Consider the following 16,221-nt stretch of genomic DNA (forward strand, 5'->3'; position numbering starts at 1 on the left):
CGGACTAAAGTCCTCACTACTAACTCTTTCTTTAAGTTGGTAGTCACCGCTTTAGCGCTGCTTGAAAATGCGGACTACGAACTCTTTCTTTAAGTTGGTAGTCAGTGCTTTAGCGCTGCTTGAAATGCGGACTAAAGTCCTCACTACTAACTCTTTCTTTAAGTTGGTAGTCAGTGCTTTAGCGCTGCTTGAAATGCGGACTAAAGTCCTCACTACTAACTCTTTCTTTAAGTTGGTAGTCGGTGCTTTGGCGCTGCTTAAAATGCGGACTAAAGTCCTCACTACTAACTCTTTCTTTAAGTTGGTAGTCAGTGCTTTAGCGCTGCTTGAAAATGCGGACTACGAACTCTTTCTTTAAGTTGGTAGTCAGTGCTTTAGCGCTGCTTGAAATGCGGACTAAAGTCCTCACTACTAACTCTTTCTTTAAGTTGGTAGTCAGTGCTTTGGCGCTGCTTGAAAATGCGGACTAAAGTCCTCACTACTAACTGTTTCTTTAAGTTGGTAGTCAGTGCTTTGGCGCTGCTTGAAAATGCGGACTAAAGTCCTCACTACGAACTCTTTCTTTAAGTTGGTAGTCGGTGCTTTGGCGCTGCTTGAAATGCGGACTAAAGTCCTCACTACGAACTCTTTCTTTAAGTTGGTAGTCGGTGCTTTGGCGCTGCTTGAAAATGCGGACTAAAGTCCTCACTACTAACTGTTTCTTTAAGTTGGTAGTCAGTGCTTTGGCGCTGCTTGAAATCTGGACTAAAGTCCTCACTACTAACTACTGAAAACTTAGGTAAAGAGGAGAATTGCTGTTTGGATTAAACCGACGATTAAACCTAAAATTCCGCCTAAATTAACGATCGCCTGTAGCTCACTTTTCACAATTCCCTGAATAGTTAATTCCAATTGTTCGGGGGTAGTGGCGTTTACACGCTCAACAATTACTTGGTCGATTGATAAAATGGGAATAACTTTGGTGACAATTTTTTCTAAATCTTCTTCCAAATAACGCTCTAAAATCAAAGCCAGTTCGTAAGAAATGGTTTCCAGAGAACTATTAACAACTGCGGAGTTACGCAAGCGATTAATTAACAGTACACCAACCTTGTCCCAATCAATAGATTGACCAAATCCTTGAATAAAATCGGTACCTTTGTCTTGGATGTAACTACGCACAGTTTCGCGAGTAGTTTTGCGTAACTGTCGCACAGTCGAGACAGGTAAATTTTGCAAAGAGAGATTTTTGAACCAAGTGCGGAGGCGATCGCGTACTTCTAAAGTTAAAATTAATTCTTGTAAGCGAGCATTCGCTACCTCTTTCTCATCCAAGCAAAATGTCCGCAACCGAGTCAAAGCATTACGCAAACCGAATAAATTTGCCACCACCCAATAAGTACCGCTTGACTTTTCGCGGAAACCCTCATCGATAATTTGAATATTGCGATCGGTAAGAAAATCAACGATCGCCTGTCGCAGTAAATCTGGTGGTAGCGCTACTTCTAGTATCCAATCAGAAAGCTTTCTCGCTTGCTCGTCAGTAAGCTGAAACTCTAATAAAATCTGATCGAAAATTTGGTTAATCTGAACTTCGAGAAAATCCTCTCGACGTGCTAAAACCTTAAGTAGACGAGGTAAAGATTGTCCAACCAAATCTCGCAGAATATCTGCGATAATCTTCGCAGTTTTTTGTTGTTTATCCTCCTGAATTTGGTCTAGCGCCAATTTAAGCAGCCATAACAGCGCCCCTTGTACTCTTTCCGTTGCCAGCAAACGCCGCGCTAAACCTTGTAACTCGGAAGGAGTCAACAGGGAACCCATAATTGTATCCGCTACCCGTTTCGCAAGCCGTGCTTGATTGCGAGGTATCAAACCAGGAGTAAAAGGTAACTGACGACCAGCAAAGTAAATTGGTTTATAAGGACGAAACAGCATTTTGATGGCTAAATCATTGGTGAAATAGCCAATAATGCTACCAGCGATCGGAGGAACAAAGAAAATCCAAATATTAGAAAAATCCACGCGCAAGTAAAGGTGACTGGGGACTGGTGATTGGGGACTGGGGGCTGGGGAGGTGGTGATTGGGGACACCGGAAGAGGGGGATAAGCTGATAACTGACAACTGTTCACTGCTAACTGCTAGTTCCCAATCCCTAATCCCTAATCCCTAATCCCTAATCGCCAATCCCCAACTACCATTTTACGCTTTTTTGAGGACGAGGATGCCCATCATCCCAGCCGCCAGTTTGTAGTGGGTTGCTTGAGCAAATCCTGCTTGACGAGCTAGTTTAACTTGTTCGCTACCTAGGGGAAATCGCTCTAAACTGGGAGCAATGTAGGCATAATCGTCTCGTAAACCTAATTTTTCAGCACTAGGAACTACAATTTTATCGAGATACCACTGCTGAAACTGTTGAAAAATAAGCTGACTGGGGCGATGGAAGTCGAGAATAGCAGCTTTGGCGCCACTTTTGAGAACTCGGTGTAACTCACTCAAACAGCGAGGAATATCGGTGACATTACGCAGTCCGTAGCCCATCGTCGCGCAGTCAAAAGTACAATTTGCAAAAGGAAGAGCCAACGCATCTGCTGCTATCCAACTAATATTAAGTCGAGGAGATTGAGTTATACTACGCTGACGAGCAATTTCGAGCAAATCTTCGGCAAAATCCACTCCAACTACCTTACCAGTTATTCCTACTTGCTTCGCTAAGAGCAAAGCTAAATCGCCGCTACCACAGCAAACATCTAAACCCACATCTCCAGGTTTCACCTCAGTCCACTTTACCGCCATCAGTTTCCAGACTCGATGCAATCCTAAACTCAGAGTATTATTTAGGCGATCGTATTCTGGGGCGATGCGGTTAAATAATTGTTTAATTTGTTCATCTTTCATAATTAAGTGATAAGGTGATAACTGGTAGATGCGGGTACTGTTAAATCAGTTAGAGATGCGCTTCGGCGTATCTCTACTGATAAGAGCGGGTACTGGTAATCGCTAAAGCTACCTGCTGTGCTGAGAGGTGAATTAATTTCAGTTCGTCTTCTTGCAATTTGGCTGGATGCAGCCATTGCAAAGACAACAGTGCCAGTAACTCTTCGCGATAGATAATCGGAATTACCAGATTGACTTTAATCCCAGAATTTTGATAATAATCTACTCCTTCTGGGGGAGGACTAGAAGCCGAACTTACCCAAGCTTGAGTTTGACGGGAAGCGATCGCTTCTGCGGCTAAGGGATCGTCAGCCAAGTGATTATCAATTTCGTCGCTAGTTTTATATGTCTGGCCAATGGCAGTTAATGTACCATCGGCGAACAAATTCAAGATACAGCCATCGCTACCAAAACTTTTCCCAAAAGCTGTAGCTATTGGTTTCAAAGAAGCTGCTACCGAATCAGAATTTTGGGCAACTTCGACAATTGCAGCTAAAAGTTCAGTTTGCGCCTCAGCCCGTTGTAATTCCTCAGTACGTTGTTTGAGAATTTCGTAAGTTTCCGCCGCGCGATCGACTACTGCTTTCAGTTCGTTTGGGTCCCAAGGTTTGGTAATGTACTTGTAGACCTGCCCGGAATTTATGGCTTCTACCAAATCTTCAACATCGGTAAAACCTGTGAGAATAATCCGTACTGTATCCGGAAACTCAGGCACAGTTTTGCTTAAAAATTCGGTTCCCTTCATCTCCGGCATTCGTTGATCGGAGATAATTACAGCAACTTCTCCTTCCTGGGAAAGAATTTCTAAGGCATTGACTCCACTGTCTGCCTTAAAAACTTGGAAGTTACGCCGAAAGGTACGATAAAGTAAATCCAGGTTATCTGGTTCGTCGTCTACTACCAACATTTTTGGTTTTTTTCGTCGTTCCATGCTTTTTAACTGACGGGTAATACTATCTATATTGGCAAAGGGATTATCCATAACAGCACAAAAAACCCATGAAGGAAAATTAAAGCTAGTTTGGTACTTGGGTAATAAGTTTAATCTCTATCTATACCATTTTATATTGAGCAACAAAGACTAAATTTGCCCATTTTTTTGTTGAGCTGATAAGCCTCCGGCATAGTTTTGCTTAACGCAGCGATAACGCTGATAAGGAACACCAAAGCGATAATAATCTGCTTGTTCAAGGGTACAACTGCTGTTACCTTCTAAGTCAAGCGTTTGGGGATAATCGTTTTGTTTGAGAGTGGGCGCAATTACCCACAATGATGCTGGAGAGGCGGAAATGTGAGATAGTTTCTGCCAAAGAGAATTATAGTCTTTATCTCGCTCTAAAAAAACTACAGAGGTATTTTTGACTGATGCGTCTAGTTTTTGCAAGGCGAGTGCATAACTTAATCCGAGAGCAAGATCGGGTTCGTCTTGGTAGGCGATCGCGAGGGCGATGGGGTTGGGGGAAGAGATCATTGTTTGGGCGACTTGTTGGGGATGGTACGGTTTTTGCAAGGCGAGGTTGAAAATCACGAAGATACTGCTAAAAAAGCCGACAAGTAAGATGACGAAGGTGGGATAATTGAACCAACGTTCGTTCTGACGGCTAAAACGCAGGGATTTGCTGGTATTGTTGGCCAGACAAGCTCCGAATAAGGTAATTAAGGCGGGATAGTAGAGAAAGTTATAGCGGGGTGCGACGGTGATGTCTTTACCCAGGAGGTAGACGATCGCTAACATTTCGAGCAGGACGAAGAAAATAAAGCAAGCGAGGACAAATGTACCTTCGCTGGTGTTGGACATTCGCGAGAGTTTTTTCCAGCCTGGGGAACTTTGAGCGATCGCCCAACCACCAAAAGCCAGCATTAATAAACCTAAGATAACTTGAATTGTTATGGGTTGTCCTTCTACTGGTAAGGCGATTACCATCAGTAGCCACGCGACGATAATTTGTAGTAAGGGGGCAATATTTGCTGGTGGAGGTAGCCAACTGGTTTTCGGGCTGCTGAAATGAGTTACTAAAATTGACCACCAAGGTAGATAACTGAGCATGACGATCGCGATCGCTAAACTAAAATAAATTAAAGTGCGTTTGGTTAGTTCTCGCTGCAAGCGATACATTACCACGACTAAAGTAGCAATTTGAGCGGTAAAGGCAAGCCAGCAAAAGTAATGGACGTAGCAAGCTAAACTATTAACGATCGCCCAAGCAATCCACACCGACAAATGCGATCGTCCTCGATCTAGGTCTTTGGTAATTTTTACCAATCCTACCAGTGCTAAGGTAATTAATAATACGGGTAAAGTGTAATGTCGTGCTTCTTGTCCCAAATATACGCCAAAAGGAGAAACTGCCATTAGTGCTGCCGCGACTAAGCCAGCGCCGCTAGAAAAAGCCAAGCGAGTGAGTAAATAAACCGCAGCGATCGCGACTACGCCAATTAAAGCTGGTAATGCTCGCAGTTTCCATACCCAGGGCAGTTGTACGGGATCTAGCCAAGCTAACCACTCGTGAGTTAAGCAAAAAAATAACGGTGGATGAGTCGAGTCAGTAGCGACTACTTGCGCTATTTCGCCACAACTTATTGAAGGGCGAAAGGCAAAAAAATCTTGTAATTTGGCGATCGAAAAGGCAACATTTACTGGAATATCTTCATAACCCCTTCCCTGACTTACTAAAGCCGTGACAACTTCATCAAGCCAAAGCGGTTTGTAGTCTAGCTGCCAAAACCGCAGCATCGCACCCAAAATAATAATTACCCCTAAGACCAGATAATGCACGAGTTTTCCCAATTTACCATCCAAAATGGAAAAAGAAAGTTGTTCCTTTCTCAATTAAACGATGCCCACAGACAGTAACGCAAATTCAACTTCTTCAGTGACTCCAGAAATTAGCCCGTCGGAATATTTGGCTTTGCGAGAGCAAGCTTGGCAAAGATTACGCGGTGGTTTGCGACCGGGACAGCAAACTATGGCAGACTGGCAAAGTGGCGTAATGGCTGTTTCGGCGGTTCCCGGTGCGGGTAAATCTCACAGTTTGGCGGTAGCTGCCGCCGCAGCGATCGCTAATCATCGTCTCGATCCAAAACGTCAATTAGTTGTGGTAACATTTACTCGCTCGGCTGCGGCTAGTATTAAACAAAAAATTAAACAGTGTCTCCAAGATTTATTTCTCCCACCTGGGGGCTTTGTGGTTCATACTCTCCACGGTTTAGCTTGGACGATCGCTTTTCGTCATCCCGATTTATCGGGACTTAATCTCGAGACGACGACAATTGTTACTCCTAATCAAAGTCATCGCTTGCTCAAAGCTACTGTTGAACAGTGGATCGCTAGTCATCCCCGACGCTATCAAATTTTACTTGCTGGCGTCCAATTTGATGGGGAAGAAACTGAGCGTTTGCGCCGTCAATCGGTCCTGCGGACTGAGGTGTTACCTAGTTTAGCAAGTACGGCGATCGGCGAAGCGAAATCTTCTGGTTTGTTACCTGAAGATTTACACGATCTTGCTCAACAAACTACTGAGGAATATCAAATTTTAGCTTGTGCGGCGGGTTTATACGATCGCTATCAAAAGTTAATGGCGGCTCGCAATTTTATTGATTATGACGATCTGATTCTCGCCGCTTTGCGGGTTCTCGAGCGCGAGAAAATTTGCCAACTTTGGCAAAAGCAAGTTTTTGCCGTGTTTGAAGATGAAGCCCAAGATTCTTCTCCTTTGCAAGAAAGGTTACTGAAAATTTTGGCGATCGCTCCCGATAATCCTCATTTACCACCAAATCTGGTTCGCGTTGGCGATCCCAATCAAGCTATTAATTCGACTTTTACTCCGGCTGACCCCATTTACTTTAATTGGTTCTGCCAGACTTGCCAAGAACAAGGTCGTTTAGCCACAATGGACCGAGCTGGACGTAGCAGTCAAGTTATTATTCAAGCGGCTAATTATAGTCTTAATTGGGTTAATCGTAACTGGGAAAAATTGAATACAACGGCTCCTGTTGCCCCGGAAACAAGCAGAAAACCTTCTCAACCCCAAAAACCTCATGAATTACCTTTTCGCCCGCAAAACATTCGTCTTGTCGATCCTGGCGATCCGCAACCTGACGCAAATCCGACTCCTGTTGGTCAAGGTTTAGAACTTTATACACCTGAAGATATTTATGAAACAGTAAAATTAATTGGCGAGCGAATTTATCAATTATTTCAGGAAAATCCCGCTCGCAATGCTGCCGTTTTAGTTAGAGAAAATCGTCAAGGTAGTTTTGTTGCTCGACAACTAGAATATCTACAACGAGAACATAAAATTAAAGTTTATGAAGTTGGCGAAGTCGAACGTCATTCGCATATTCCTGGCGAAATTCTCAAGCTTTTACAATTTATCGATCGCCCTCACTCACCAGATAATTTAAAAGCTGCTTTAGAAGTTCTCCAAAACCGCAATCTGATTCCTACTCAAGACTTAAACGAACTGGCTACTTTCCCAGAACAATTTTTGTATCCTTCTCCCTTAGATCCCCCGCAAAAAAATAAAGTAAAAAAAGCACGAGAACTCGCTTGTCATCTCCTCAATGCTCGTTTAGAGTTACCCGATTTTCAGTTAATTTCTTTTCTGGGAATGACTTTAAATTACACGGGTTCGGAACTGGCTACCGTGCAAAAGTTAGCTGAACGAGTAGCAAGACAAACTTTTAATAATTCTTCCTTAAAATCTACCCTTGACGCTTTACAAGAAATTGTCAATTCCGAACGTTTTGAAGGGGTAGAAGAAGATTCTGACGATCGCTACACTGCTCCCGGTCAATTAACAATTATCACGATGCACAAAGCTAAGGGACTCGATTGGGATTATGTTTTTCTCCCATTTTTACATGAAGATACAATTCCTGGTAAGCCTTGGGTTCCCACGGGAGCGAAGTTTTTAGGCGATTTTACTTTAGCAGAAGTTGCTCGCGTACAAATTCGTATGGCGATTCACTCTCAGTATCGGGGTTTACCTGTTCCTAATTTACCCCAACCTCTAGATGCTTGGTCAGAAGCAGCTAAGTTGAAAAAAGCAGAAGAGTTTCGCTTGCTTTACGTCGCAATGACTAGAGCAAAACGTTTATTATGGATTTCAGCAGCGAAAAAAGCTCCTTTTACTTGGAATACTTTTGTTGGCGATCGCACTGATAATTTACATCTTAAAAAGCCTTGTCCGATTATTTTCGCTCTCCAAGCTTTATTAACGCGATCGCGCTGAAAACTCCAACTCCCAATCGCTAAGATAATAATCGCACAAGTAAGATCGCGATCGCTATGAATTCAAGTTCTGTTTTAGGTAGGAAAAATCATCACTCTGGGGAGTCTCACTCAGATTCGAGTAAATTTAATTGGACAATAGAAGATAGCGAGAAACTCTATCGCATCGCTAGTTGGGGAGAACCTTATTTTTCGATTAATGCTGCGGGTCATGTTACTGTTTCTCCTCAAGGCGATCGCGGTGGTTCTCTGGATTTGTTAGAGTTGGTGGAAGCGTTGAAATTGCGTAATGTGGGGCTACCGTTACTAATTCGTTTTTCCGATATTCTCGCCGATCGCATTGAACGTTTGCACGCTTGTTTTGCTAAGGCGATCGCCCGTTATAATTATCCGGGTACTTATCGTGGCGTGTATCCGGTCAAATGTAACCAGCATCGCCATTTACTCGAAGCTTTGGTCGAATTTGGCAAACCGTATCAATTTGGCGTTGAAGCGGGTTCTAAGCCCGAATTAGCGATCGCTTTAGCGACTCTGGAACCTGTCTCTAATTATCTGGATAACTCACCTAATACTTTACTGATTTGCAACGGCTACAAAGACCGAGAATACATCGAAACGGCATTATTAGCGACGCGGTTGGGACACTTCCCAGTAATTGTCATCGAACAGTTAGAAGAATTACCCCTAGTGATTGACATAGCCCAAAAATTATGTATCAATCCAGTATTAGGCGTGAGAGCGAAACTGAGTACCCAAGGGACAGGTAGATGGGGAAAATCTAGTGGCGATCGCGCTAAATTTGGTTTAACGATTCCCCAAATTTTGTCAGTTGTCAATCAACTCGCAGCCGCCGAAATGTTAAACTGCTTGCAATTACTACACTTTCACATCGGTTCGCAAATTTCCAACATCAGCGTCATCAAAGATGCAATTCGCGAAGCAAGTCAAATTTACGTCCAACTAACAAAATTAGGCGCAAAAATGCAATATCTTGATGTTGGTGGTGGATTAGGAGTTGACTACGACGGCTCAAAAACCAACTTCCACGCCTCAAAAAACTACAATATGCAAAACTACGCTAACGATATTGTCGCCGAAGTCAAAGAAGCTTGTGAAGAAACACAAATAGCCGCACCTGTGTTAATAAGTGAAAGTGGAAGAGCGATCGCATCTCATCAATCTGTACTTATTTTCGATGTTCTCGGTACCAATGACGTACCCTCTCAACCACCGCAACCCATCGCAGAAAAAGAACATCTCATCATTCGCAATCTTTGGGAAACCTACACCGCAATTAACTCAGAAAACTACCAAGAAGCTTATCACGACGCAATTCAATTCAAAGAAGAAGCCATCAGCCTATTTAATTTCGGCTATCTGAGTTTAGCAGAACGAGCCAGGGCAGAACAGTTATACTGGGCTTGTTGTCAGCAAATTCTCGAAATCAGTCGTCAACAAGAATACGTTCCCGACGACTTGGAAGACCTAGAAAAAATTATGGCATCAATTTACTACATTAACCTTTCCGTCTTCCAATCCGCACCCGATACCTGGGCGATCGATCAACTCTTTCCCATCATGCCCATTCATCGACTCAATGAAGAACCTACCCAAAGAGGGATTTTAGCAGACCTTACTTGCGATAGCGACGGCAAAATCGACCAATTTATCGACCTTCGAGACATCAAAGACATTTTAGAACTGCATCCGCTTGTCAATAAATCCGAGACAAAACCAGAAACAGTTTCAGCTTCTCCCTCTAAACAACCTTACTACCTCGGAATGTTTCTTGTCGGCGCATACCAAGAAATCATGGGTAACTTACACAACCTCTTTGGTGATACCAACGCCGTTCATATCAGTATGACACCCAAAGGATATCAAATCGAGCATCTTGTCAAGGGAGATACAGTTGCAGAAGTCTTAGGCTACGTTCAATATAACGCCGAAGACCTATTAGAGCGAATTCGTCGCCGAACCGAACAAGCTTTACAAGAAAATCGGATTACAATTGCAGAATCCCAGCGTTTGCTACAAAACTACGAACGCAGTTTAAATAACTACACTTATCTTAGTTCTTAGGGGACTGGGGACTGGGTTCAGTTATCAGTGAACAGTTATCAGTTACCAGTGAACAGTTTATCTCCTAATTCCTCCTTGTCTCCCTTGTCCTCCCTCCCTCTTCCCAATCCCTAATTCCTAATCCCCAGTCACCAGTCCCCATGATTAGCATTTTTGTCCGAGGGGAAGGTAAAGTAGGTAACAGCATTTAGTCAAAAAAGGGGTAGATATGGCTTTCAATGTTACATACAACGGTTTTACTCCGGAAGCCCAAACTGCTTTTCAATTTGCTGTTGATGTCTGGAATGAACTTATCGACACTCCTATCCCAGTTAACATCGAAGCTAACTGGACATCTCTAGGAGGCGCTCTCGGTGCAGCAAATCCTACTACAGTACATCTTAACTTTCCGAATACCCCACAGGCGAATATTGTCTATCCTGTGGCGTTAGCTAACCAGTTCGCTAAGAGCGATATTAATGGTACAACTGCGGAAATTCAAGCTAATTTTGACAAAAATGCGAATTGGTATTTGGGGACTGATGGAAATTCTAACTCAAATCAATTTGATTTTGTGACTATTGTTATCCACGAACTTGCTCACAGTCTCGGATTTAGCGATACTTTAGAATACAGCCAAGGTGAAGGAAGGTGGTTGAATTTTCGACCTTTTGTTTTCGATCCTTTTGTGGTCAATGGTTCTCAAGAAAAGTTAATTGATACTAATTTATTTCCTAATCCTTCATCACAATTGGGTTCACAATTGGTAAGCGATGATGTATTTTTTAACGGATTTTATGCAGTAAATAATAATAACGGTTTACCTGTTAAGTTATATGCACCGACGATTTGGGAAGAAGGTTCGAGTATCGGACATTTAGATGAAAATACTTTCCCTACAGGTACTCCGGATGCTTTGATGACTCCTTTTGTTGCTCCGGGAGAAGTAATTCATCAACCGAGTCCGCTTACTTTAGCTATTTTAAAAGATTTGGGTTGGAAAATAAATTTACCGGAGTTAACTCTGGGGAATGTTGTTTTTCGTGAGGGAGAAGATAATCCTGATTTTGCGGAGTTTACGGTCAATCTTTCTCAATCTAGCACTGAAGAGGTGACGGTAGAATACGCTACGGTTGATAATACGGCGATCGCTGGTACTGATTACACTAACACGAGTGGTACTTTAGTTTTCAATCCGGGTGAAATTAGAAAAATTATTGCTGTCGAAGTTGATGCAGAAGCTTTCACAGCAAATAAAAGCTTTAGTCTCAATCTTAGCAGTCCTAGTAATGCACTAATTGGGAATTATCAAACTCAGGCTAGCATAAGCGATCGCCCAACACCAAATACCGATTCCGATCTTTTAATCTCGATCGCTGATATTATTGTTACTGAGGGTAATAATGGCGTTACTAGTGCTAATTTTACGGTTAGTTTAAATCTTCCTAGTGAGGAAACTGTCACTGTTGCTTATACTACTGCTGATGATACCGCGACGACACAAGACAATGATTATCTCCCCACAAGAGGAAATCTGACTTTTAATCCGGGTGAAACTAGCAAAATTATTGCGGTGGAAGTAACGGGAGATACGGTAAGTGAAAGTAATGAAACTTTTAAAGTCGATCTGAATAATCCGAGTAATGCTAATCTAGGTAAAGAAACGGCGATCGCTACTATCTCAGATGATGATAACACTCCTCGTCTGGCTGTGAGCGATGTGCAAGTTACGGAAGGAGATAGCAATTCTACTGCGGAATTTACCCTGAATCTTTCTACAGCTAGCACTGAACCTGTAAGAGTAGAATACGCTACTGCTGACGATACTGCTACTGCTAATAATGACTATCTTGCTGTTAGAGATACTTTAATTTTTGCTCCTGGTGAAACTAGCAAAACTGTAGCGGTAGAAATTGTTAACGATACTCAGCAAGAAACTAGTGAAACTTTTAACTTGAATATCCTTAGTTTCACTAATTCTTTACTGGCAGATCGTCAAGGAATTGCGACGATTACTGATGATGACGAAGGAAGCTTACCCAGGATTTCGATTAACGATCTTACGGTCAATGAGGGTAATGATGGCACAAATACAGCCAGCTTTACTGTTAATTTAGATACAGTTAGTAATGAAACTGTTACCGTTGAATATGAAACTGCGGACGAAACTGCGATCGCTTCAGAAGATTATACTGCGATCGCGGCGACACTAACCTTCAATCCCGGAGAAACTAGCCAGACAATCGACGTAGAAACCCTCGCTGACAATATACCAGAAGCAGACGAAACTTTCTCAGTTAATTTGAGTAACGCTACTAATGCTACCATTGGCGATCGCCGGGGACAAGCTACCATTACGAATGACGATCGCTTAATTCCACCTTCGTTGTCAATTAACGAAATTCGCGTTATTGAAGGAGATGATGGTACAACTCTGGCTACTTTTACAGTAATGCTTTCTGAACCTACTTTTGATGATGTAGTTGTCGAATATTCTACCATCGATTCCACCGCCACCAGGAATGAAAATGATTATACCCCAGTGTTAGGCAGTTTGCGTTTTAAGTCTGGAGAAACCACGAAAACTATTACCGTAGAAGTTACGGGAGATACTGCGGTTGAAGATGACGAAACTTTCTTTGTTAACTTAAATAATCCTGTTAACGCTTTTGTGGCTGCAAGTCAAGGAAAAGCGACAATTGTTAATGATGATGCACCAGCTTTATCAATTAATAATGTGACTATTTCGGAAGCAGATAATCAAGTAGCTACAGCAACTTTTACCGTCAATCTTAACCAAATTAGCACTGAAGAAGTTAGGGTAGAATATGCCACTGCTGATGGCACAGCTACGACTAATAATGATTATACGCCCACAGCCGGAACAATTACCTTTAATCCGGGGGAAACTAGCAAAACCATTGCGGTGGAAGTTAGAGGAGATAATCTTGTTGATGCAGAAGAAACTTTCTTCGTTAACTTAAGAAATTCAGTTAATGCTAATATCGCTGCAAGTCAAGGAAAAGCGACAATTGTTAACAATGAAATCGAACGATTAGCACCTGCTAATTTAAACAAAACTGAAGACAATATTTTCTTAATTACCGAATCATCCCAACCCGCTCAACTGTTGTTTACACTCCAAGAACGTAATGCTAGTTTAGTAAGTGAAATTGGCGTTTTCGCGGTAGATGATAACTTAGGAACTATTGATAATTTACAACCCGAAGATTCTGGATATTTAGCAGCAGCTTTAAAACGTTCCCAGGTAATATTTTCAGCCCTTCCCGACACAACTTTAGGTGAGTTAATTTCTGCACGTCAAATCCAGTTTGAACCAGGAGAAAAATTAGTTTTCTACTTAGTGCAAAATAGTACCACAGAAACCGTATTAGCTGACATAGAAGCGGGCAAAAATCCACCGCAAGTTTTATTTGCGACCCCTTCAGCAAATGGAGAAAATTATAACTACCTCCAAGCAACCAAAGCTGATAGTAATACTTACAACTTAGCTTGGGAAGATTTAGTTGGTGGTGGCGATGAAGATTATAACGATATTATTATGAGTGTCGAAATAACTAATAATAATAGTTTGGCACCTTTGGGAACAGAATTACAAGGAAAACGAGAATTAGTCGATTTACGGAATGTAGGAGAAATCTCAGTAGGATTTACAGTGAATAGCGAAGCAAGCTTTGATAATTACGTGGGATTTTATAGAATTGATGATGAAGACGGTAGCATCGGCGACCTGAAACCAGGAGATCCCGGATATGCAGCCGCAGCGATCGCCGAACGTAGTGTAGTAAACTTTGACCGTAACGGCACATCCGCAGTCTTGCTCGAAGGACTACTCGCACCTTATTTAATCGCTGACGGCTCAACAGCAGAATTTTTGGCAGAAAATCCCGAAAATCAATTAGATGGCGCACCAATGGCATATTTTGCCTATCTGGAAGCCAATCCCCAAGGAATAGATCGCGTGCGCCTCTTAGGAGATAATACCTTTAGCTTTGAGGATTTACCAGGAGGCGGCGATCGCGATTATGAAGATATGGTTGTTCAACTGAAAATTGGTTAAAAATAAAAAAAAGTGCGAAATCTGGTAATCGAGGCGATGAAGAATTAAGTTAGAGTGAGATGTGACTAGTGCTTCCAGGCAACTAGCTGAACGCTCAAAGTTATGTAAATTTTACTCACTCAAATTCCATCTTGGCACTAAAATAAGTCAACCTTAAGTATATTAGTTCTAAAATATGTGCCGGAAGCTACCCACAATATTAAGCGAATGTCTCTAACCAATGAGTGCAGTTCTAGAACTAGAAAACGACAAATTGCTGTTATACTATTACTCATCAGAGTTACATAACAAAGTACATAAGGATTGAGTAATAGATGAGTAAGACAATGAAACCTTCAGAAGCCTGGAAGGACGGTAGTTACAAGATTCCTCACCTCGTAGCAGAAGCTAATGAACGACTCACCCAGATAGGTAAATATGGCAGCACAGCGAAGCTAGTTATCAAGAACAGAACTCTGCAAATTCAATTCAGCCATCCAACCCTGTTAGGGTCAAACGGCAAAGCTAAACGAATGTCAGTCACGAATAGCTGGGGGGGTGCTAACCAAGCAATCAACACACGCCATCTGGTAGAAGCCGAATCAGTAGCCACAAAAATCACCCAAGCCTTAACATCAGGCACCTATAGCGACGAATGGAAAGACGAGTTAATCGGACGTAAACCGAAGCAGCGTCAACAATCTCCAGCAGTACAGTCGGTAAAAGAGGTAAAAGACAAAGTGACATTTCATGACGCCTGGGAGGTAATTAATAACGACTGGGAGGGACGCAAAGATAAGCTCAAAAATCCACATAATAGTTTTGTGAAAAATTTTCGACTATTTGAGATATGGAAAGGAAACGAAAATGAAATCACACTAAAATCTTTGCAGCAATGGGCAGAAGATACTGGAATACAAAACAGCGTGAAAGAATTACATTTCGGAGTGCTGAGCCGAGTTCTACCTTTGCTCGAACTGCCTGCAAAATTCACAATTTGGGTTGAGAAAGAAAGAAGGAATTTTACCATTAAGAAGAACAAAGACTACCTGCCAAATGATAAAGAAATAGAAACTACTTGGGAGAAAATATGGAATAAAGACGTGATAAATCCCTTCAGAAAAATTGACGGAATAAATAATTCCCGTAACCTTCGTCTCTACGGTATCCTTGCCATATATGGGTTGCGAATACACGAAGCCTTCTCAATTATGAATTGGGATAGTCCAGTCATCATCCGAAACGGGGAATTTATCGTAATAAATAATGACGATGAAGACGACCCTACCGAAACTATCAAATACCAAGGTAATGATAGGCTAATTCCTGCTATCAATGACCCGAACAACACCGAGAAAATCCTAGTAATTGAGAAAGGTAAAACAGGTAAACGTTTAGCACTACCATTCATGCCTAAAGGTAAGAATTGGTTTGAGACTTTCGACTTAGTTAACCAACCGTTTAACGAGGTTCTACCTCAAAACAAAGAACCACTCAAAAAGACAAAAGCTGGCTACAGGGGGTCTCAGTCATTCATCACTTGGCTGGGCAGAAGAAACATTGCCTTCACCTCCCACAAACTACGTCATGCTACTAACATCCGTATGCACCAAGCAGGATTAAACCACCTAGCAATCGCTAACAGCTTAGGTCACACTGTGGCAATGAATCAAAGCACTTACCTACGTTATCAAGGTCAAGAAAGTAAGCTAGAGGGGTTACAATCTGCATTAAATGACCTAAGAGGTAAACAGAATGAAATAGATACCTTAAAAGCCGAATTAGCCGCAGCAAAGGCGGAAATTGAACGGCTCAAACTACAACTACAACGCTACGAATTAGAAGAAAACTATCAACGTGGTAAGATGTAATCAGAAGGAAAACTGACAGATAAAAACGCAACATTGGGAAGGGAGGCAAAAAGCCCCCTTTTTTATCTAATCACTCGCC

9 protein-coding genes are annotated in these 16,221 nt (G+C 42.1%); 5 read left to right on the forward strand and 4 right to left on the reverse strand.

What is annotated here, in order from left to right; all coding sequences use genetic code 11:
- The first annotated feature begins 67 nt into the window (after positions 1-67).
- On the forward strand, positions 68-358 hold the full coding sequence (locus G3T18_RS02210; protein ID WP_224408885.1) for a hypothetical protein: 291 nt from the start codon (positions 68-70) through the stop codon (positions 356-358).
- A gap of 416 nt (positions 359-774) precedes the next feature.
- Here G3T18_RS02210 and G3T18_RS02215 read toward each other — a convergent pair whose 3' ends face one another.
- The 4 genes from G3T18_RS02215 to G3T18_RS02230 all read right to left on the reverse strand — a co-directional run bounded on the left by G3T18_RS02215 (position 775) and on the right by G3T18_RS02230 (position 5,693).
- Complete coding sequence (locus G3T18_RS02215) at positions 775-2,004, reverse strand: DUF445 domain-containing protein (protein ID WP_224408896.1); 1,230 nt, start codon at positions 2,002-2,004, stop codon at positions 775-777.
- A 178-nt stretch (positions 2,005-2,182) separates the two neighbouring features.
- Positions 2,183-2,878, reverse strand: coding sequence for a bifunctional demethylmenaquinone methyltransferase/2-methoxy-6-polyprenyl-1,4-benzoquinol methylase UbiE (gene ubiE / locus G3T18_RS02220; RefSeq protein WP_224408886.1), 696 nt, complete (start codon positions 2,876-2,878; stop codon positions 2,183-2,185).
- 73 nt (positions 2,879-2,951) lie between these two features.
- Positions 2,952-3,899, reverse strand: coding sequence for a response regulator (locus tag G3T18_RS02225; protein WP_224408887.1), 948 nt, complete (start codon positions 3,897-3,899; stop codon positions 2,952-2,954).
- Positions 3,900-3,998: 99 nt separating this feature from the next.
- A complete protein-coding gene (locus G3T18_RS02230) occupies positions 3,999-5,693 on the reverse strand; it encodes a glycosyltransferase family 39 protein (RefSeq protein WP_224408888.1) in 1,695 nt (564 codons plus the stop codon).
- Between the two features lie 61 nt (positions 5,694-5,754).
- Between G3T18_RS02230 and G3T18_RS02235 the strand changes: the two genes are divergently transcribed.
- The 4 genes from G3T18_RS02235 (at position 5,755) to G3T18_RS02250 (ending at position 16,142) form a co-directional block, all read left to right on the forward strand.
- Positions 5,755-8,151 (forward strand): ATP-dependent helicase, encoded by a 2,397-nt coding sequence (locus G3T18_RS02235; protein WP_224408889.1) that lies wholly within the window; start codon positions 5,755-5,757, stop codon positions 8,149-8,151.
- A gap of 56 nt (positions 8,152-8,207) precedes the next feature.
- A complete protein-coding gene (speA, locus tag G3T18_RS02240; RefSeq protein ID WP_224408890.1) occupies positions 8,208-10,232 on the forward strand; it encodes a biosynthetic arginine decarboxylase in 2,025 nt (674 codons plus the stop codon).
- A gap of 208 nt (positions 10,233-10,440) precedes the next feature.
- Positions 10,441-14,292, forward strand: coding sequence for a Calx-beta domain-containing protein (locus G3T18_RS02245; protein WP_224408891.1), 3,852 nt, complete (start codon positions 10,441-10,443; stop codon positions 14,290-14,292).
- Positions 14,293-14,618: 326 nt separating this feature from the next.
- Positions 14,619-16,142 (forward strand): site-specific integrase, encoded by a 1,524-nt coding sequence (locus G3T18_RS02250; RefSeq protein ID WP_224408892.1) that lies wholly within the window; start codon positions 14,619-14,621, stop codon positions 16,140-16,142.
- The last annotated feature ends 79 nt before the right edge of the window (positions 16,143-16,221 follow it).

Origin of the sequence: Oscillatoria salina IIICB1, from assembly GCF_020144665.1 — a bacterium.
Lineage (GTDB): Bacteria > Cyanobacteriota > Cyanobacteriia > Cyanobacteriales > SIO1D9 > IIICB1.